Genomic DNA, 21,100 nt, shown 5'->3' with positions numbered 1-21,100 from the left:
AAAACAAGTACGAGGAAGTACCCATGAGTGAAACTCTACTAGCATTATTGGCCTTTTCGCCAATAGTTGTTGCAGCGATTCTGCTGGTTGGCCTTAACTGGCCTGCAAAAAAAGCGATGCCCGTGGCATTTGCATTAACCGTTGCTATCGCCCTATTCGCATGGGATATGTCTAGCACTCGCGTGCTGGCTTCAGTATTCCAAGGCTTCGGCATTACCGTGTCGGTTCTCTGGATTGTGTTTGGCGCCATCTTCTTATTAAACACTTTGAAACACACCGGAGCTATCACCACCATCCGCAACGGATTTACTGACATATCAGCAGACCGTCGTGTACAAGCGATCATCATTGCTTGGTGTTTTGGTTCATTCATTGAGGGCGCATCTGGCTTCGGCACACCCGCTGCAATCGCCGCTCCCTTACTCGTTGCAATCGGCTTCCCAGCATTAGCTGCGGTACTGATGGGCATGATGATTCAATCTACGCCGGTATCGTTTGGCGCGGTTGGTACACCTATCATTGTTGGCGTAAACAAAGGTTTGGATACGCACAAAATCGGTGAAAGCCTGATTGCCAATGGTTCAACATGGGATGCTTACCTACAACAGATCACATCAAGTGTTGCGATCATCCACGCCTGCGTTGGTGTGATGATTCCTGTATTGATGGCGATGATGCTGACTCGCTTCTTCGGTAAGAACAAAAGCTGGACTGAAGGTTTAGATATCCTGCCGTTCGCACTGTTCGCAGGTGCTGCTTTCACTATTCCTTACGCACTAACAGGTGTTTTCCTAGGCGCTGAGTTCCCATCTCTAATTGGTGGTCTAGTCGGCCTAGCAATTGTGGTTACTGCAGCAAAACGTGGCTTCCTCGTTCCAAAATCAAAATGGGATTTCGAAAGCGAAGAGAAGTGGCCAGCAGAATGGTTAGGCTCTCTGAAAATCGACCTTGATGACAACAATCAAAGCCATAAGAAAATGAGCATGGCGATGGCATGGGCACCTTACGTACTGCTCGCTGTGACTCTGGTTGCTAGCCGTGTGAGCCCTGAGTTCAAAGGCCTACTGAAGAGCGTTAGCCTATCGTTCAGCAACATCCTTGGTGAAACCGGTGTGAGCACTGCGATTCAGCCTCTGTATCTACCGGGCGGTATCTTGGTCTTCGTCGCGCTGGTTGCTGTTCTCATGCAATCTCGCAGCGCAACGCCACTGGCTAAAGCCTTCGGTGAATCGAGCAAGACTCTGATTGGCGCAGGCTTTGTGTTGGTGTTCACCATCCCAATGGTTCGTATCTTCATTAACTCTGGTGTGAACGGCGCAGATTTAGCAAGTATGCCCGTAACCACGGCAAACTTCGCAGCTGACCTCGTTGGTAGCGCATTCCCAGCATTGAGTGCAACGGTTGGTGCGTTAGGTGCCTTCATTGCAGGTTCGAACACAGTTTCAAACATGATGTTCAGCCAGTTCCAATTCGAAGTAGCGCAGACTCTGACTATCTCTAGTGCGGTGGTGGTTGCTCTACAAGCCGTTGGTGCAGCAGCAGGTAACATGATTGCGATTCACAACGTGGTAGCGGCATCAGCAACTGTTGGCTTGCTAGGACGCGAAGGTGCAACCCTACGTAAGACAATCATTCCAACGTTCTACTACTTGGTGATGACAGGCATCATCGGCCTAGTGGTTATCTACGGATTCAAAATGACCGACGCACTTATGTAAACCATAAGTCGTTCAAAAGCACTTGGCGTTAATACTCAATTCCCCGACAGCGACACCGTCTAATAAGACAGTTGATGAGTTCCGGGATGGATACTAGAGCACATCAACACCCATGGGTATTAACGCCATTTTCCCGAATTAAAGCAGCCCAAACCAAGCTCTCAAAGAAGAGCAACATCCCAAGAATTTAGGACTGAAATTATGATCATATCCGCATCGACTGATTACCGCGCCGCAGCAAAAGCGAAATTACCACCGTTTCTTTTCCACTACATTGATGGTGGCTCTTACGGAGAACATACCCTACGTCGCAACACGGCTGACCTAGCTGAGATTGCGCTAAAACAACGCGTACTCAACGACATGTCGGACCTAAATTTGGAAACCGAACTATTTGGCGAGAAGCTAGCGATGCCAATCGCACTGGCGCCTGTTGGTTTAACGGGTATGTACGCAAGACGCGGTGAAGTACAAGCAGCAAAAGCCGCCGACAACAAAGGCATCCCTTTTACCATGTCGACCGTGTCGGTATGTCCGATTGAAGAAGTTGCACCTAAGATTGAACGCCCAATGTGGTTCCAACTTTACGTGTTAAAAGACCGTGGCTTCATGAAGAACGTTCTTGAACGCGCTAAAGCCGCTGGCGTCACAACACTGGTCTTCACCGTGGATATGCCCGTACCCGGCGCTCGCTACCGTGACATGCACTCAGGAATGAGTGGTCCAAATGCAGCAGTACGCCGCGTATTCCAATCTATGCGTCATCCTAGCTGGGCAGTTGATGTCGGCTTACTGGGTAAACCACACGACCTAGGCAACATCTCTACTTATCGTGGTTCTCCTACCAAGCTGGAAGACTACATCGGTTGGTTAGGTGATAACTTCGACCCGTCGATTTCATGGAAAGATCTAGAGTGGATTCGTGATTTCTGGGACGGTCCAATGGTCATCAAGGGCATTCTTGATGAAGAAGATGCAAAGGATGCGGTGAGATTTGGCGCAGACGGCATTGTGGTTTCAAACCACGGCGGCCGCCAGCTTGACGGCGTTCTATCAAGTGCCAAAGCGCTGCCTTCGATTGCTGATGCAGTTAAAGGCGACACCAAAATTCTGGTCGACTCTGGCATTCGTACTGGCTTAGATGTGGTTCGAATGATGGCATTGGGCGCAGACTGCACCTTGCTTGGCCGTTCTTTCGTTTACGCATTAGCAGCGCAAGGACAAGCCGGCGTTGAGAATCTACTCGACCTTTACGACAAAGAGATGCGCGTTGCGATGACATTAACAGGCGCGAGGACAATCAAAGACTTAACTCGTGAATCTTTGGTGGGGTTAGATTAAATCTCCACGATTCAGACTCATGCTTTGGTCTACTTAGGCTGAAGTTCAATCGGTGTCACAGCAATTCCACTACCGTTGTGACACCGTTTAAGCACTGGAAAATAAAATAAAAATACAAAAAAGCAAATCAGTGCCAAATAAGAAGCACAAGGAAGCAAAGATGGAGACAAACACATCCCATGAGCGAGTAATAGACGCACAAGCTTATCAGCAGCTTGAAGCGATACTGGCTCAAAAAATAGAAACAGAACGCATTGTCACGCAAGAGGCAAAGCGATTGGCTTACGGCACCGATGCGAGTTTCTATCGCTTGGTGCCGAAAATGGTTCTAAGGCTCAAGAACTTAGACGAAGTCATATTCACCATTCAAAGCTGTCGCGAACTCGGTATTCATTTTACCTTTCGCGCCGCGGGCACCAGCCTTTCAGGGCAAGCGGTTTCAGACTCGGTACTCATCACACTGACCGACGACTGGCGTGGCCATGAAATTGTCGACAACGGCAATCAAATCATTCTTCAGCCCGGTGTAATTGGCGCAGATGCCAACAAATACCTCGCCCCTTTCCAACGTAAAATCGGCCCAGACCCAGCCTCTATCAACACCTGTAAAATTGGCGGTATTGCCGCGAACAACGCCAGCGGTATGTGTTGTGGTACTGCGCAAAACTCCTATCGCACCGTCGAGAGCATGAAAATCGTATTGAGTGATGGTTCCCTGCTTGATACGGCAGATAACGCCAGCGTTGAAGCTTTCAAGCAATCACACAAAACGTTGTTTGAAGGCATTATTGATTTACACAGACAGACTAGCTCAAATCAAGAACTGGCAGACAGAATCCGCCACAAGTACCGTCTTAAAAACACCACCGGCTACGCGCTCAATGCATTGGTCGATTACCACGACCCAATTGAGATCATAAAACACCTGATGATTGGCTCAGAAGGCACACTAGGCTTCATAGCCGAGATCACTTACAACACGGTGATTGAACACCCGAACAAAGCTTCAGCGCTATTGGTGTTTGCCGACATCGAGCAAGCAAGTAAAGCCGTAACTACATTATCCAAAACTCCGGTTGCAGCCGTTGAGTTGATGGACGGCAGGGCGCTACGTTCTGTCGCGGATAAACCGGGTATGCCTGCGTTTATGCCAAACCTAGATTTAGAAGCGGCGGCTATTTTGGTGGAATCACACGCCAGCTCCCAGCAGGACTTAGATTTACAATGTAAATCAATTTTGGATGCATTGGCTGATTACACGATTGTTGAATCGGTCCCTTTTACGTCCGATCCAAAGACTGTTGCAACCCTGTGGGGCATTCGAAAAGGCATGTTCCCAGCAGTTGGGGCCGTGCGTGAAGTTGGCACAACCGTTATCATCGAAGACGTGGCTTTCCCTGTTGAAAACCTGGCTAACGGTATTCGAGAGCTGCAAGAGTTGTTCGATAAATACGACTACAGCGAAGCGATCATTTTCGGCCATGCACTCGAAGGCAACCTTCATTTTGTGTTTACCCAAGGCTTCGACAGCCAAGAAGAGATCGACCGTTACGGCGGTTTCATGGATGACGTTGCCGAGCTAGTTGCAGTGAAGTATCAAGGTTCACTGAAAGCGGAACACGGCACGGGCCGAAACATGGCACCTTATGTGGAATTGGAATGGGGCAAAGATGGCTATGCCTTGATGCAACAGATCAAAGCGCTGTTTGACCCAGAAAGGCTGCTTAACCCCGGCGTTATCATCAACGACAATCCAAACTCCCACATCACAGACCTGAAGCCGATGCCTGCTGCCGATGATCTAGTCGACCGCTGTATTGAGTGTGGCTTCTGTGAACCTGTTTGCCCTTCTCGCACACTGACCTTGTCACCTCGCCAACGTATTGTGTTGTACCGAGAACTGCAACGCCGCCGAGAAGCAGGTGAAGAGATAGAAGCCAGTGAACTAGAGAAAACCTTCGAATACCAAGGCATTGATACCTGCGCGGCAACAGGCCTGTGTGCTGAGCGCTGTCCGGTAGGCATTAATACGGGTGACTTAGTGAAGAAGCTTCGTGTTGCCAAGTATGAGAAGTTCACACCAATCGCTAAGTGGACAGCGGATCATTTCTCGACCACCACGAAGCTGACCAAAGCAGGCCTCAAAACCAATCAAGTAGCGAGTAAGGTCTTGGGGGCAAACACGGTCGGTAAGCTTACCAATGGCCTGCGCTCAGTGACCAAAGGCGCAACGCCTGTTTGGATGCCAGAGATGCCGCAGTCCAACAGTCACTCGCTTGCCTCATCACCCGTGACGGCAGAATCTTCAAGCAATCATAAGAAGGTGGTTTACCTCCCTTCCTGTGCCAGTCGAACCATGGGGCAACAAAGCGATGCGGGCGACCAACGTCCTCTTACTGAAGTGACCATGTCTTTGCTCAACAAGGCAGGATTCGAGGTAATTCTACCGAAGAAGCTAGATGACCAATGCTGTGGTATGCCTTACGACAGCAAAGGAATGACCGACTTAGCACAGTCGAAGGCTCAGCAGTTGGAAGAAGTGCTATGGCAAGCCAGTCGTCAGGGTGAATACCCAATATTGATGGATACCAGCCCATGTGCTAAACGCAGTATTGAACAGTTCACCAAGCCATTAGAGGTGTTAGAGCCAACAGGGTTTGTGAATCAATATTTGCTTGAACATCTGACGCTTGAGCCGCTACAAGAAACCGTGATGCTGCATGTCACGTGTAGCTCTCGTCGAATGGGCTTAGAAGGCGCGATGTTAAACCTTGCTAAAGCGTGTACCGAAGAGGTGATTGTTCCAGAGCATATTCAATGTTGTGGTTGGGCAGGTGACAAAGGCTTCACTACACCAGAGCTGAATGAGGCGGCGGTACACCCACTCAAGGAACAAGTGCCGAGCAACTGCACTCGTGGCTTTAGTAACAGCCGAACCTGTGAGATCGGTTTATCACACCACAGTGGCATTCCGTATCAATCAATCTTGTACTTGGTGGACGAAGTGGCGCAGTAGATCCACTCATACTGCGAGCAACGTGCTCTAGCTTAAAACGAAAAATGGCAGCCCAATCAGGCTGCCATTTGTTTATTCGATTTAAAACGTATTACCGAGCTAGATATTGCTGAGCTAGCGGCTACTGAGCTAAGCGCACCAACTCTTCTGGCGAGTAGTGTTCTGCTTCTGCGCCTTTGGCGATTAAGTCGATCACTTGGAACTCGTTCATGTCACCAAACTCTTTGGTTAAGTAATCACGGAACGCTTTCTCGTTCGGCCATTTGCCTCGCACGATATAGCCATCTTCCTTATCGAAATCTTCCGTCTCAAAGAAAGAAAAGTCGGTCATACCAATATTGTGGCAATACAAAACGAGATACATGTTGAATCCTTTACACTTAACTAGGGCCTGTTTAACTTTCGAGCCGATCAAAAAGCGTCTCTAAAAAGCAGGGCTAAGGTTACAACATAAATGCTAAATCGAATACCCAATCGGATCGTCAATTTAGAAACCTCAGCGACCGGATCTTTACGTTAGTCATCAAACATCAAGTTAATGGCTGCACCCAACAAGATCAGCCCAACAATTGGCCCCATGACTGCTAATGGCGCGCGCTCAATGTATGGAAGGTTCTCTGCGATCATCAAACCCCATTCAGGTGTTGGTGGCTTTGCCCCTAATCCGATGAAGCTCAGCGAGGTCAGACTTAGAGTGATAACCGGTAGCCTCAACATCGCGTGTCTTAACAACGGTGGCAACACATACGGAAGCAAGTAGAAACGGAAGATTCTAAGCTTACTGGTGCCCCATAGTGGCGCGAGGTGTGTATAAGGTTGAGCCTTGGCTTCTACGATCAAGCTTGAGCAGTGTGCAGCTAGCGGCGCCCACGACACCAATACAATCGCGATTAATGCGCTGTTCGGATTCATCCCCGTTAAGCCTGCAACAAGCAAGCCTGCAATGATGTATGGGATACCCTTAGTGATCTCGATAAGGCCTTGGCTAAAGCGGGTGTTGAAACCCATGATGATGCCCGTCACCAAGCTCAAGAACGTTGCCAATATGCCGGCTTGGAAGGTCGCAATCATACCAGAACCAATTCTCGCCAGTAGGTCTCGACCAATGCCATCTGCGCCCAAAGGTGCTTGCCAACTCGGTGATGCCAAGCGTGCGAATTGGCTAGTGTATGGGTCTCGGAATGCAGCCCATACAACGATAGCAATTAGGAAAGAGAAGATCGCAAAAGCAGTGACACGCTTTGCGCGGTTCTGGGTAAAACGAAACGAAGAGTGGCTACTGATGAGCTTGCCGCTTTTCAGGCTGTGGCCAAGAATCAATTGCTGAACAAACAAGCTCATGCTGCTCACGGCAATTGAAAATAGCAGCAACACCAATAAGCCGCCTTGCAGCGTTGGTAAGTCTTGCGCCTTGGCTGCACCAAGAATCATGCGCCCGATACCAGGGATCGAGAAGATAAGCTCAACCGCGACTGCGCCACCAGTTAAGCCAATCACGATCATCGCGATTTGCGGGATCAGACTGCTCAGCGCTCTTTTCAGCGCAAAGCGAATAATTTGATTGGAATGAACGTTGGCACTGAGCCAAGTGATCACCCAAGGTTCATTGAGAACGCGTTGTAAACTGTCTCTGAGTAGACGACTAAACAAGCCACTTGCAGGCAGTGCGAGCGCTAAGCTCGGTAGCCAGATGTCTTGCCAACCTTGCCAACCATACGGCGGCAGCCAACCTAACCAGATAGAGAACACCAGTATTAATACCGAGGCCACTACGTACTCTGGCAACGATATTAATACCGTACTTAAACTGCTGTAGCTCTGCCCCAGCTTGCCCTTCTTCCAACTGCGTAAGGTGGCAAGCAGGCCTGCACCACACAGTACGAAAGTCATCACCAATGCGCTAGACATCAAAAACAGAGACGTAGATGCTGTTTTTTGAATGCTTAATGCAACCGAGGAACCATCAATCCATGATTCACCTAGATCACCTGAAAAAGCACTTCCTACCCAGTCGAGCAGGCGCTCAATAGCTGAACGGTCAAGCTGAAGATCAGCGCGTACCGCCGCTAAAGCTTCAGGCGTAAGCAGGTGTTGTTGCCCCGCCCTAGCCCGCAGAATAGATTGGCTTGGATCGATGCCTGCAATGTCAGGCATCAAACCAACAAGAATCACCACCACAATCAGTGAGGCGATTCTTGATAGCCAAGGCGTCAAGATAAATAGAGTTCGACGCAGAGTCTCAGCAGATAACATTTATTTAGTTAGCCTGTGTTGCCGGGTTAACTTGTGTCGCTTTTTTGACCTGTGTAGTTTGGTCAACCAAGCGACGTTCACTTGGGTCACGAACGACATTGCTTACACGCTCACTTTCACCTTGAATCACACGTTCGTGAAGCAGCGGGATAGCCGCGAAATCGTTAAGGATTTTTTGTTCAGCTTCGATGATCGCTTGATGACGCAGCGCACCTAGCGGTTGTAGGTCAGCGTGATTCAGTGCTTTATCTACCTCTTGAGAACAGAACTGGCCAAGGTTGAATGAACCCTTACAACCAAAGTCGCTCATCATGTAAGCCACTGGGTCACCCGAATCTAGAACCGTTGCACGAGAAAGGATAAACGCGTCAAACTTACCAGATAGCGCATCGTTCTCGATCTGAGCATATTCACGAATATCCAGCTCAACCTTGAAACCAGCCGCTTCAAGTTGTTGCTTCAGTAGCGCTGCCACTTCTGGAAGCTCTGCACGGTCGGTAAAGGTACCAATAACAATGCTTTCGCCGTTCGCTTTTAGCGTTTTGTCAACTGCCTGACCTTCAGGTCGAATTGGTTCAGCCCAAGCAAGTGCAGGACCTAATAGGCCTTGCGCGATATCCGCGTGGTTTTCATAAACAGTATTCACGATCTGCTCACGGTCTACTGCAGCTGCCGCTACCTTACGCAGTTCAATATCGCTAAATACGCCTGACTTGTTGTTCAGGTAAAGCGTATTAGTACGAGGCATTGCCACTTCGTAAAGTAGGTTCGGATCAATGGTCGCGATTTGTGAAACGGGTACCGCTTCAACGACGTCAGCCGTGCCGGTTCTCAGTGCTGCAGCACGAGCAAAACCATTAGGAACGTATTCTGCAATTACAGATTCTACTTGCGCTTTTTCGCCCCAGTAGCCGTCAAAACGTTTCAGTTTCGCGCTGGTTGTGCCGTTGATTTCAGTCAGCTCAAACGGGCCAGTACCTGCGCCAATTGGACTAACACGACCATCTTCTTGATAAGCACTTGCTGCTAGGATCGCTAATTGAGGGCTTGATAAACGGCTTGGTAGAAGAGGGTCATCAAAGCTGGTTTTAATCTCTACACGGTAGTTGTCCATCGCTTTCACTTCTAGCTCTACTCCATCTAGGATGCGCGGCTTAGGTGCTGCTTCAAGCGCTTTTTGTAGAGAGTTCACTACAGAGTTTGCCGTTAATGTCGAACCGTCATGGAATTTAACGCCTTGGCGAATCGTGAACTGCCAAGTCAGAGGATCAAGATGTTTCCAATCCGTTGCTAGCATAGGTTCTGCTTCTGAGGTTGGGCTCAGGTTAACCAGAGTTTCTGCTGTGCTCCAACGAGATAACTTAAAAGCGTCATCAGAAAGTGGCGATAAACCCGTTCTTGGTGGTTGCATCATCGCAACTCGAATTTCAGATTTTACTGCGGCATCGCTAGACCCTGGTTGAGAGTCAAAACAGCCCGTCAAAGGCAGAGCCAACGCAAGCGTGCAAGCCAGTTTGATTGAATTAAAACGCATAATTATTTTTTCTCTGTAGCTGTATTTTTTTAATAAATAAGGTTGTGTTTAACAAGTAGATTTCGAAAGAGGCTGAGACTCGATCAGCATCTGAGTCGCAGGATGAGCAGGTTTATTCATCACTTGATCGGTCGGTCCGTGCTCCACCATTTCACCATGGTCGAGTACCAGTATTTCTTCACAAAGGGCTTTTGCGGCACCTAAATCGTGAGTAACCAAAATAAGGCGCATATCGCGCTTCTTTTTTAATGAATTAACCAAGTCCAACAACCTTTGGCGATTCACTGGGTCAAGGCTGGCAGTAGGTTCATCGGCCACCAGCACTGCGGGTCTAACGACAAGAGCCCGAGCAATAGCCACACGTTGAGCTTGACCTGTAGAAAGCTGATTAGGTTTCAGTAAGAGCAAACTGGCAGGCAATCCAACGTCTGAAAGCGCCTCTTCAATGATGGCTTCATGATTACCCGAAACATCTAAGTTACTTAGAGGTTCGGCTAAGATCTGTCGAACGGTATAGTAAGGGTTGAGGCTAGTGTGGGGCTCTTGAGGCACCAATTGAATCAAGCGACACACCGTTGCTTGCGCTTTGCTATCGCGAATTGGGAGCGAATAACCGAACAAGTTTATTTGACCAACGGTTGGCGCTTTAAGGCCAAATAGCAGTTCAATCAACGTTGATTTCCCCGCACCAGAACGCCCAACAATCGCTAAGCTTTTGTCTTCAACCTTAAGGTCAATGTTCTGTAGCGCTTTAAACGCCTTTCCACCCAACCAACTTGGTACGGAATAGTAGTGAACACTCACATTGTCGAACGTAATCTCTGTCGATGCTTGTGTTTCTGAATCAGTCACTGGCATTAATGACGAGGCTTCTGAGTTTAGTGGTAAGGTCGAGCTCATTCGATTAAGTCTCTCAATGAACAGCAGAAAGCGTGAGAGCTCGATTCAAGTGCATGTTTCGGAGCACCATAAGCCACCACACCGCCATCATCGATGACCAACAACTTGTCACACGTCAACGCGCTATGCAGGTCATGGGTGATGAGTAAACCACCAATTTGACGCTGTTTAACATTGTGTCGAATCAGCTTAAGTATCTCTTGCTCTGTCACGGGATCTAACGCACTGGTTGGTTCATCGGCGATGATAATATCGGCGTTACTCAGCAAGCCAATCGCAATACAAACACGTTGGCGTTGCCCGCCCGAAATTTGGCTCGGGTATAACGGCAAGATAGTTTCAGGATTAGGGAAACCAAGTTGTACTAGCAATTCGGTGAGTTTGATTTTGTCTTGTGATTTGGGCTTAGTGCGAGTCCCCGTCAATGCCAAACTAAGTTGACCTTCGATTGAAACCAGAGGATTTAATGCTTGAAGGGCATCTTGGAAGATAACCGCAGGTCGTTGTGCTGCGGTTCTTTGCAGCATAGGCAAACCACATACCGCTTCACCAGACAGAGAAATATGACCTTCAACCTCGACCGTTTCTGGCAGAAAACCCGCAATCGCACGTGAAAGCATCGACTTACCAATGCCTGACGGTCCCATGATCGCCAACAGCTCACCTCGATAAACATCGAAGTGGATATCTTGGAAAAGGGTTCTCGAAGAGGTTTTGATCGTTAGGTGGTCAACAGACAAAAGTGGGGTGTTCACGCAGATACTCACAGATAGATGTTATAACATAACAACTCTATCATTTAGCCGACATGATGAAAAGAGAACATTGAACTGCATCGCACTTTATTTGCTGTTTGATTGACCAATTTTCATTAGGGCGTGTTGACCCTTCGAGGTGATTTTTACCGATACAAAAAAGCACTCACTAAATTTATCGTGTAAAAATAGTAAAGCGCTTTCATAAAATATTACAGGTGGTGATTAGGTTACTTAGTTAATGGCACCATGAGCGGTATCTTCGACTGGGTAACACTTCTGCTTAACTTGTGCGATGAACGGATACAGGAACGCAATACGCCCAAGATAGAACAGAGTAAACGCCAACCACAAGCCATGATTGCCCCACATATCGATTGATAATGCCTGTACCGCTAAGAAAACCAACAAAGTAGCTATGCTAGAGTCTCTAACCGGACGCGTGGTTCCCGTTCCGGTAAAGATGCCGTAAACCGTTAAGCCAAAGCCAGCCACTAGCGGGAACACAATCAGCCACGGGGCCATCTCTTGGTACAGCGTGACCAGCGCTGGAATATCGGTAAACAAGAAAACAATCATGTCTTTGAATATCAGGGTTAAAAGCGTCAGCGCAGCAATGAAACCTGCCGTCCATTGGAAGTTAAGCCTTAATACTCGATCCAACATTGAAGGATTCTTCTGTCCCACCGCTTTACCCGCAAATACACTTGATGCGTTGGCAATGCCGTCAAACATGTAACTGACTATGAAAGTCACCTGCATCAAGATCGCGTTAGCCGCTAGAACATCGGTACCCAGTTTAGAGCCGGTACGCGCCATCATGTTGAAGAACACCAAGATACAAATGGTGCGAAGCAATAGATCAGTATTCGAAGAGATGATTGTCGATAGGTCTTTCTTGGTCATCTTCGAGCCTTGCAGGAACTCAGAGACCGAGATATTGCTGGTCTTCATCACCAAGGTCACACCAATCGCAAAGGTGGTAACTTGTGCAATCAAACTTGCGTAAGCCACACCTGCGACACCCAAATCGAAATAAAGTACAAACACCGCATCCAAGACAATGTTCAACACATTACCAAACACTTGTGTATAAAGAACGTCTTTGGCTTTCGCCTGTCCCATTAACCAACCAATAATGGTGTAGTTAAGCAACACGAAAGGCGCGCCATAAATCAAAATACTGAAGTAGATATGCGCGTGCTCGGCTACATTGGCTTCAGGCTCTATCACCCACATTGCGCCTTGCCAGATGAGTGGTTGTATCAAGATAAAGATCAAACCCACTAAACCAGACAGCACAAACGGACGCATCAAGCTACCCGCCAAATCAGTGCGGTTTCCCTTACCCAGTGCCATCGCACTTTGGCCCGTGGTACTGACACGGAAAAAACCAAACAACCAATACATGGTGTTCATAATGATGGTGCCGATCGCTACGCCACCAATCAATTCAGCAATACCAAGTTGGCCAATAACAGCGGTATCCACAGCACCTAACAGAGGTTGTGTCACCGTTGAGATGATGAAAGGGAAAGCGATTTTCAGATAATCTTTGTGGGTAATGGTCATATTCTATCGAGTGATATTAAGAACTATTTGCAATTAGAACGAAATGCTATCGTTTAATCCGTACGTTGTCATCATTTACTTAGAGTAGATTATCAACAAAGCATCTTTATCTTAGGCCAACTGCATAAAATCGTTAGCTGCTATTGGTTGTGCTAATTTGTCTCAACAAAAGATCAAAGTCTGGTTCAACAAAACAGCACAACCATCGATTAGTAAAAGCTCACGGGAAGGTAGAAATCGAGTTCGAACACTTCATCGGTGTTGAGAAAATGATTCTGATGATAATGCACATACGCGGGAGTCGAGCGCTGTTTGAAACCAGATGTGGGTAGCCACTTTTCTAACACCATACTGATCTGTGGTAGCAGTTCTCCATAGCGGCCATTTAGTCGAAACACAGCGTGTAAGCCGCCCGGAATCACCATCTGATTAACTACGCTACGATACTTAATCGGCTCATCAATCGCGATACACGCGACATAACGACACTGATCCATTTCAACCCAAGCAGGGTTTGAGTGATGCAAACCAAATTGGCTCGAAAAATCACGCTGTTCGGAATTCGCCCACGCTTTCAATATCAACCACGCATTGCGAATAGAGCGGTTATAACCCGTATGTCGAACATAGGCCGCCATGCGTTCAGGCACTTCAACGATCTTGGGTTCGGGCAATACTCGCTGCGCCACATTCAAATAGCCCGCCGCCACTTCGGGATCTTTCAAATAGGGTTTTTCTGCTACTTGTAAATCGTGTTTACGCCACTCGCCCGGAGACATATTAAAGGTCGCTTTAAATGCTCGACTAAACGAAGACACCGAGCTAAAGCCACATTTATGGGCGATCTCGACCACTGACGAGCTGGTATCAAACATCAATTGGTTGGCTGCATACTCCATTCGAGTGCGTCGGATATATTGATGCAACGACTCCCCGACCACGCTTTTAAAGGTGCGATGAAAGTGCTGTTCTGAATAGGCCGCTATCTCAGATAACTCTTTGGCAGACAAAGGCTGACTGATGTCTTGGTGAATATGGAACAGGACATCATTGATTCGCGATATGTGTTGACGTGACATCGTTTAAATAGCATAAATGGACATGTTTAAGAGCATAAACGGACACGCTAGTTTTTACAATTGCCGTGTAATATCAAGCGATAGAATAAAAACGATAAACGACGAGACACAACACATGGAAATCGCACAGTCATTACAACAGATTCAATCTTCATACATTCGAGAGATCCTCGCAGCCGCAAGTGATCCAAATGTCATCTCATTGGCCGGCGGTTTACCGGACGAGAAAACATTCCCAATCGATTTAATGAAGCCAACGCTAGAAAACCTAGCGAACATGCCTGAAGTTTTCCAATACGGCTCTACTGCCGGTTACGGCCCGTTGCTTGACCACCTAACACAAAGCTACCAATTGCCAGAGTCACACACGGTAATGATTTGTACTGGCTCTCAGCAAGGTTTGGATTTGATTGCGCGTGCGTATGTCGATCCAGGTGATGTGGTTGTGATGGAAGCGCCAAGCTACTTAGGTGCGATGCAGGTGTTTGGCCTAGTTCAAGCAAACATTGCGACCGTGTCTCAAACCGAATTTGGGCCGAATCTAGATGAATTGGAAACATGCTTTGCACAGCAAGCGCCAAAAATGTTCTACGCGGTGCCTGATTTTCACAACCCAACCGGTGTGTGCTGGGCAACAGAAACTCGTCAAAAAGTGGCTGAGCTGTGTATCAAATACAACGTGGCATTCATTGAAGATGCGCCATACCGTGAGCTACGTTTCACAGGCACAGAGCTGCCGTTGGTTTCTTCGTTCTGCCCTGATAACTCTATCGTTCTTCGTTCATTCTCTAAGATTGCATCGCCAGGTCTACGTATTGGCGCGGTAACAGGTAAACGCAGCTACCTTGAACCACTGATCAAAGTGAAGCAAGGCGCTGACTTACACTCAAGTGTACCCATGCAAGCACTGCTTGTTGGTCTTCTAAAACATGAAGACTTTGGCGTACACATGGAGAACATTCGCACCCTGTACAAGTCTCGTTATGAAGTGCTGTTCTCAGAGCTAGAGAAACAACTGCCTGCAGATTGCGTGTTAAAAGCCGTCGATGGCGGGATGTTCATTTGGGTTGAGATCCCAGAGTGCGACACCTTCGAATTGGCTAAAACTCTATTATCGAATGGTGTGGCGGTTGTACCAAGCCCAGTATTTTATCCAAAGGCTGATGAAGCAAAAGCTGCACTGCGCTTAAACTTCACTAACGCTAAACCAGAAGAGCTGACTGAAGCGGTGAAACGCTTAGCGGAAGTACTTAACCAAGCGTAATCGCTGATTAAGTAAGACAGATTCAACACCAAGCCCTGCTGTATTTGTACAGCAGGGCTTTTTCGTTCCTCAAACCATAAATCCACAATAAAAAAGGCGTTATATAGCCCTACGTTTGGTTGGTTTTTGTCCCGCACCGCCTTGGTTATACTGCGCCTGATTTTAATAAGCCAACAAGACAGAACTAAGTTGAAATACTCAGTTCTGATCAAAACAGGCAACCGCTCTGGATTTACGTTCCAGCTCGCAGAAAGGAAAAACCATGTCTCAATATGTTGTATGTGCTCTGTATAAATTCGTAGCACTTGATGATTACCAAGAAATTCGCCAGCCACTAACCGACGTGTTAGAAGCCAACCAAATCCGCGGTACTTTGTTACTTGCGAGTGAAGGCATCAACGGTACCGTTGCAGGTAAGCGCGAATCTATCGACGCCCTTCTTCAATGGTTCAAACAAGATTCTCGCTTGGCTGATGTTGTTTACAAAGAGTCGTTCAACGAAGAACAACCATTCAACCGCACCAAGGTTAAGCTTAAGAAAGAGATCGTAACCATGGGCGTTGAGGGCATCGACCCACGCCACGTTGTCGGCACTTACGTGAAACCAAACGAATGGAACGCATTGATCTCTGATCCTGATGTGATTCTGGTTGATACTCGTAACGACTACGAAGTGGACATCGGCACCTTCAAAAATGCTGTAAACCCAAACACAGAAACCTTCCGTGAATTCCCTCAGTACGTTGAAGACAACCTTGATCCTAAGAAGCACAAGAAAGTTGCGATGTTCTGTACTGGCGGTATTCGTTGCGAAAAATCAACAGCCTACATGAAAGAACAAGGCTTTGATGAGGTTTATCACCTTGAAGGCGGCATTCTTAAGTACCTAGAAGAGGTACCTGAAGAAGAGAGTATGTGGGAAGGCGACTGCTACGTATTTGATGGTCGAGTTGCAGTAAACCACCAGCTAGAAAAGAGCGGTTACGATGTGTGTAACGCGTGTCGCCTGCCAATCACTGACGAAGACAAAGCCTCTAAACACTTCGAGAAAGGCGTAAGCTGCCCTAAGTGTATTGATAAGCACAGCGACGAGCAGAAAGCCCGTTTCCGTGAACGTGAAAAGCAAGTTCAACTGTCGAATGCTCGTGGCGAAACCCACGTAGGCGGCGAAGCTGCTCACCTTATCGAGCAACGCAAAAAAGAGAAGCTTGCACACAAAGAGCAGCAACGCTCTGGTAAGAAAGCAAAGTAAACTTTCTGCTTTAAACTCTTATAGTTCTAAACATATAACTATAAATAGTTAGCTATATACATACAAAAGGGCGCAAGTTCGAGGATAATCCTACGAGTTTACGCCCTTTTTTGATCGCTTTACGGCTTTGTGTTTTGAACCACATTTCTTTCGAAAAATTACTTCTATACTGTTAATAATTCGACTAGAGAGGAAGTGCCAATGCTCAATGAAAACCATGCCTTTATCTTAGATTTCCCAGATCTTAAATTAGACATTGTTCAGCTCAACCACGACGACGAAAAATTCAAAGCAGACATGCAGAAATACCACCAACTCGACTACGACATCCGTCAGCTAGAAATCTCTGGCAGCCCTATCGATGACGACAGCATGCACAACCTCAAAGTAGAACGCATGGAGCTCAAAGACTCGCTACACAAACAGCTCACGCGCCATCACGCGCTTAAGATCGTATAGAAAAATCAATCCAAGACTTTATTCTTAGCCATGCATCACGCATGGCTTTTTGGTTTCATCACTTCGCAAATCTAAGCTAATTCGGCTTCTTCAATTATGTTACTGTTTGCTTATTCAAAGGCGTTTGATAAGGAAGCGGTAAAAGTGGCAATGAAAGAAGAGAACATACAACGCCAACTCGCTTCAAATTCTGAATTCGATGAACTGTTTGCGTGTGTTAAACAAGGTATCTTCATACACGTAGATAGCGTTTTCGGCTGGGATGACGACTTTCAACGTCAACGACTTTTAAACGAATACCATCCATCTTGGTTTCATTGGGTATATCGCGAAAATAAAAGAGTGGGGCTCGCCTGCTTTAAACCTTATGACAACGCATACCATATTCATTTGCTGATCATTTTCCCCCAGTACCAAGGTCGTTCGCTTGGCAAGCAAGTCATGACTCTCATACATAAAAAAGCTATGGCAGAGCAACTTAGTCAAGTCACTCTATCGAGTTTTAAAAGTAATGCTCGTGCTATTAACTTTTATCAATCGCTTGGCTATCACGTTGTTGATGAAGGAGATGATGATTTTGTGGGGATGGAGCTCAATCTATACCACAAACACCATCTCTAATTAAACGCCCTAGCCACTCGCCCATTACTGCTCAGTACATAATGACCAATATAAGCCGGGATAAATACCGATTGCCCTTTCGTAAGGGTTAAGTGCTCACCTCTTTGGCTCACTAGCGTTAAATCATCATCTATTGCCATCAAAATTTCAGCACCGCTTGTGATCACTTCTTCTTGCTGAGGGCGATGAAAAATATTGAAATCAAAGTCACTAACTGGGATATCATAGCGATCACATTGACCTAACTTTGAAGGTGCTAACAACAAGCGTTCGAACGGGATTGGTGTAAACTCTGTGCAGGCAACCAACTCAGCGACATCAATGTGTTTTGGCGTTAAGCCAGCTCGCAGCACATTGTCTGAATTGGCCATAATCTCGAGCCCAGTCCCCTTGATGTATGCGTGCGGAGTGTTTGCATTCAAATACATCGCTTCACCCGGCCGTAGTGCGATCAAGTTAAGCAGCAGAACGCAAAACAAACCGATATCATTCGGGTACTGGTGGCTAAGCTCAGTAACCAAAGCAAACTCAGATTGACCTTGGTGAGCGGCTGCGTAAGCCAGAAGTTGCTCTAATGCTCGGTGTTTACGTTGGTCGTCCAGAGTTAATAAATCACGGAAAAACGCCTCTAAACCTAGAGAATCAAGGTGGTTGCCAAACTCTTCAACTAAACCAGCCAGCTCGCTCGAATTCAACTTTCTGAACAACCCTAATATTTCATCGAATTCTCGAAAGCCATTCATTGCTTGATATTCAGTGATCGCGTAAACCAATTCAGGTTTGTGGTTAGAGTCTTTGTAATTACGATGTCCTGCAGTCAGAGGGATTCCTGCTTGCTCCTCTCTTGCAAAGCCAACCTCTGCTTGGCGCTTGTTTGGGTGAACCTGAACAGACAACGCTTTTTCTGCTGCCAAGATCTTAAACAAGAACGGCAGCTCACCAAACTCCTGCGCAATATCGCTTGATAGATAGGCCGGTTTATTCTTGTTAATCAGCTCAGAGAGAGGCACCAAGTGCTGGTCAAGCTTAACCATTGAGCAACCTTTTGGATGCGCTCCCATCCAAACTTCCGCTTGCGGCTCTTGTGACTCATTCTGAAAGCCAAACAGTTCACGTATCGAAGAAATGCTCCCCCATGCATAATTTTGGATGGTGTTTTCCATTGGGAAAAATGAGTGTTCTGAGAGGTGGCTGAGTGACATGGCGTTTTCCGTAGTGAGCCCTTTGAACACAATTCAGAGAGCTGATTTCTAATAACGTAAATAATTAGAAAGACTACAGAGAGCAGCTAGAACCCACATGAGATGAGGTCTTAGACGCAATAGGAAAAATTCTTAGAAACAGGTGAGACCGATGAAAAGCGTGAAAATAGTCACATTTGAATATCACGAGTAGAAAGCGCTGAGAATAAGATAGCGGCTTGTATCGCACTGATTACAGCAGCGATACAAGCATCTGAATACAAACACTAGTGACTATCTTGTTATCGTTCCTTAAAAACCAGAGCGAGCTTCTGCACTTTTCTGAGGTGATTGAGCTTGTAGGAAAGGCAGTAACAGCAAGCCAATAACGGCCGCACAAGTAGAGATGGTAATGAAGAACCCACTCCAGCCGTAAGCTTCTAGAACGAGCGCTAATGGGTAACCAGAAAGTGCTGCTCCCATATAAGCAAACAAGCCAACAAAACCTGTCGCCGCCCCGGCAGAGTCTTTATGTGAACATTCCGCCGCCGCCATGCCAATAAGCATTTGAGGGCCAAAAACAAAAAAGCCAACGCAGAATAGCCCAGCCGCTTGAAACACAAAGTTGGTTAAAGGCATAAGCCATAAAGCCGAAACCGAAAGGAAGATGCCAATCGCAAACAAGATGTTCATTGGACCGCGGTTGCCACCAAACAACCTATCCGATCCCCACCCAGCAACAAGTGAACCAACAAAACCTCCTATCTCGAACAGAGACAAGGCAGCGTTGGCGTTGATCAAACTATAATCGTGTTCTTCGGTGAGGTATAAATTGCCCCAGTCGTTAACTGCCGTTCTTACGATGTAAACCAACACATAACTAAAGGCGAGCAACCAAATGTACTTATTGCTGAACACATAGGTTTTCAGGATCTCTCGATAGCTTAACCCTTGCCCATGGCTCTCTTGCGCTAATTCCAGGTGATCACTGCGCCACTTCCCTACCGTCGGAAGTCCCATGGTGGTGGGCTTGTCACGTAAGCGCCAGCAGACAATAAGACCGATAAAAACACCAATCACACCCGGCCAGATAAACCCAGCTCGCCAACTGAACTGCAGCGTTAGATAACCCACAAGAATAGGGATAAGCGCTCCACCAACGTTGTGCGCTGTATTCCAGATTGCCCAGCGAAAGCCTCTTTCGGAGCGAGAATACCAAGTCGTCAATAACTTGGAACACGATGGCCAGCCCCAACCTTGGAACCATGCATTCAGTACCCATAGCGAGATAAAAGCCGCTAACGAACTCGAAAAGCCAAACGCGATGTTTATCAGACCAGTCGCGATTAGGCCAAGCCCCATGAAGTAACGAGGGTTCGACCGATCCGATATCGTGCCTGAGATAAATTTCGATAAGCCATAAGAAAGATAAAAGAGCGTGCCAATTAAGCCGATATCGCCTTTGTCCAAACCTAGATCGGTGATCATTGCAGGCGCGGCGTAATTAAAGGTTTTACGAGTGAAGTAAAAACCCGCATAGCCGACATACATTCCTATCATGATGTGAAGGCGCCAATAGCGATAACTCTGATTGACCTCATCATCTGTTAGAGCATGAGTATTTGACGTAGCTGAGCGCAGAAATCCAAACATATTCGTTCTCACACTTTAGGTAATGTAACGCTGATATTGGTACCCGAAGATGAGCCATTAGCGTTAATGGTCATCTTGCCGCCGAGCGCCTGAACACGCTCTTGCATACCGCGAACCCCCATTCCTTTGAGAAGATCTTGCGCTGTAAAACCAACGCCATTATCTGATATCTGAAGATAAGCCTGGTCACCTAAAAGCAGTTCAATTCTGATCTCGCTCGCGTTGGCGTATTTAGAGGCATTGTTTAGAGATTCTTGGGGCTTTGTTTCCTAAATCAGGGAACTAATGCTTAAAGCTACGATCAGATCATCTAAGTTCACTCACATACTTAGAGCAATGCCAAAGCCTCGCTACAGAACAACTAACTGGAAACAATATAACCAAGCCCTAATCAATCGTGGTTCACTGACATTCTGGATTGATGAGGAAGCGATTCAACAGTGGAAGCAACTCAAGCAAGGTAAACGAGGTCGACCTCGATTGTTTAGTGACTTAGCCATTA

At 47.0% G+C, this 21,100-nt stretch carries 17 protein-coding genes and 1 pseudogene; 8 read left to right on the top strand and 10 right to left on the bottom strand.

Annotated elements, in window-relative coordinates; genetic code table 11:
- Positions 1 to 23 precede the first annotated feature (23 nt).
- From ACED41_RS19760 to ACED41_RS19750, 3 genes are all read left to right on the top strand, one after another.
- Entirely contained in the window at positions 24 to 1,718 is a 1,695-nt protein-coding gene (locus tag ACED41_RS19760) for an L-lactate permease (RefSeq protein WP_371725516.1), read from the top strand.
- 201 nt (positions 1,719 to 1,919) lie between these two features.
- On the top strand, positions 1,920 to 3,059 hold the full coding sequence (gene lldD, locus ACED41_RS19755; protein WP_065583579.1) for an FMN-dependent L-lactate dehydrogenase LldD: 1,140 nt from the start codon (positions 1,920 to 1,922) through the stop codon (positions 3,057 to 3,059).
- Between the two features lie 160 nt (positions 3,060 to 3,219).
- A complete protein-coding gene (locus ACED41_RS19750; protein WP_371721716.1) occupies positions 3,220 to 6,075 on the top strand; it encodes an FAD-binding and (Fe-S)-binding domain-containing protein in 2,856 nt (951 codons plus the stop codon).
- A 121-nt stretch (positions 6,076 to 6,196) separates the two neighbouring features.
- Here ACED41_RS19750 and ACED41_RS19745 read toward each other — a convergent pair whose 3' ends face one another.
- The 7 genes from ACED41_RS19745 to ACED41_RS19715 all read right to left on the bottom strand — a co-directional run bounded on the left by ACED41_RS19745 (position 6,197) and on the right by ACED41_RS19715 (position 14,168).
- Entirely contained in the window at positions 6,197 to 6,439 is a 243-nt protein-coding gene (locus tag ACED41_RS19745; RefSeq protein ID WP_017061558.1) for a hypothetical protein, read from the bottom strand.
- 152 nt (positions 6,440 to 6,591) lie between these two features.
- On the bottom strand, positions 6,592 to 8,328 hold the full coding sequence (locus tag ACED41_RS19740) for an ABC transporter permease subunit (protein WP_102398456.1): 1,737 nt from the start codon (positions 8,326 to 8,328) through the stop codon (positions 6,592 to 6,594).
- Positions 8,329 to 8,332: 4 nt separating this feature from the next.
- Entirely contained in the window at positions 8,333 to 9,862 is a 1,530-nt protein-coding gene (locus tag ACED41_RS19735; RefSeq protein WP_371725515.1) for an ABC transporter substrate-binding protein, read from the bottom strand.
- A 48-nt stretch (positions 9,863 to 9,910) separates the two neighbouring features.
- Complete coding sequence (locus tag ACED41_RS19730) at positions 9,911 to 10,762, bottom strand: ABC transporter ATP-binding protein (RefSeq protein ID WP_371725514.1); 852 nt, start codon at positions 10,760 to 10,762, stop codon at positions 9,911 to 9,913.
- The gene (locus ACED41_RS19725) at positions 10,759 to 11,517 is read right to left on the bottom strand and encodes an ATP-binding cassette domain-containing protein (protein WP_371725513.1); all 759 of its coding nucleotides are present in this window, start codon (positions 11,515 to 11,517) and stop codon (positions 10,759 to 10,761) included. Before ACED41_RS19725 ends, ACED41_RS19730 begins: the two co-directional genes overlap by 4 nt.
- Positions 11,518 to 11,751: 234 nt before the next feature.
- Positions 11,752 to 13,089 (bottom strand): MATE family efflux transporter, encoded by a 1,338-nt coding sequence (locus ACED41_RS19720; RefSeq protein WP_371725512.1) that lies wholly within the window; start codon positions 13,087 to 13,089, stop codon positions 11,752 to 11,754.
- Positions 13,090 to 13,298: 209 nt separating this feature from the next.
- On the bottom strand, positions 13,299 to 14,168 hold the full coding sequence (locus ACED41_RS19715) for a GyrI-like domain-containing protein (RefSeq protein WP_017061552.1): 870 nt from the start codon (positions 14,166 to 14,168) through the stop codon (positions 13,299 to 13,301).
- 115 nt (positions 14,169 to 14,283) lie between these two features.
- Here ACED41_RS19715 and ACED41_RS19710 point away from each other — a divergent pair, with 115 nt between their 5' ends.
- The 4 genes from ACED41_RS19710 to ACED41_RS19695 all read left to right on the top strand — a co-directional run bounded on the left by ACED41_RS19710 (position 14,284) and on the right by ACED41_RS19695 (position 17,764).
- Positions 14,284 to 15,432, top strand: coding sequence for a PLP-dependent aminotransferase family protein (locus tag ACED41_RS19710; protein ID WP_017061551.1), 1,149 nt, complete (start codon positions 14,284 to 14,286; stop codon positions 15,430 to 15,432).
- A 262-nt stretch (positions 15,433 to 15,694) separates the two neighbouring features.
- The gene (locus ACED41_RS19705; RefSeq protein ID WP_017065056.1) at positions 15,695 to 16,684 is read left to right on the top strand and encodes a rhodanese-related sulfurtransferase; all 990 of its coding nucleotides are present in this window, start codon (positions 15,695 to 15,697) and stop codon (positions 16,682 to 16,684) included.
- A 201-nt stretch (positions 16,685 to 16,885) separates the two neighbouring features.
- Positions 16,886 to 17,143, top strand: coding sequence for a YdcH family protein (locus ACED41_RS19700; protein WP_009846137.1), 258 nt, complete (start codon positions 16,886 to 16,888; stop codon positions 17,141 to 17,143).
- A gap of 96 nt (positions 17,144 to 17,239) precedes the next feature.
- Complete coding sequence (locus ACED41_RS19695) at positions 17,240 to 17,764, top strand: GNAT family N-acetyltransferase (protein ID WP_371725511.1); 525 nt, start codon at positions 17,240 to 17,242, stop codon at positions 17,762 to 17,764.
- Here ACED41_RS19695 and manA read toward each other — a convergent pair.
- From manA to ACED41_RS19680, 3 genes and pseudogenes are all read right to left on the bottom strand, one after another.
- On the bottom strand, positions 17,761 to 18,966 hold the full coding sequence (gene manA / locus ACED41_RS19690) for a mannose-6-phosphate isomerase, class I (RefSeq protein ID WP_371725510.1): 1,206 nt from the start codon (positions 18,964 to 18,966) through the stop codon (positions 17,761 to 17,763). The genes ACED41_RS19695 and manA overlap by 4 nt on opposite strands.
- 291 nt (positions 18,967 to 19,257) lie before the next feature.
- Entirely contained in the window at positions 19,258 to 20,598 is a 1,341-nt protein-coding gene (locus ACED41_RS19685; RefSeq protein WP_371725509.1) for an MFS transporter, read from the bottom strand.
- A gap of 8 nt (positions 20,599 to 20,606) precedes the next feature.
- A pseudogene (locus ACED41_RS19680) lies at positions 20,607 to 20,855 on the bottom strand (ATP-binding protein); the annotation flags it as partial.
- A gap of 79 nt (positions 20,856 to 20,934) precedes the next feature.
- Between ACED41_RS19680 and ACED41_RS19675 the strand changes: the two are divergent.
- The coding region (locus tag ACED41_RS19675) for a transposase (protein WP_032546240.1) at positions 20,935 to 21,100 on the top strand (166 nt) is incomplete at its 3' end.

It is taken from the genome of Vibrio sp. 1F255, from assembly GCF_041439145.1.
Classification (GTDB): Bacteria; Pseudomonadota; Gammaproteobacteria; order Enterobacterales; family Vibrionaceae; genus Vibrio; species Vibrio crassostreae_C.
This window is presented reverse-complemented; position numbering and strand designations above follow the sequence as displayed.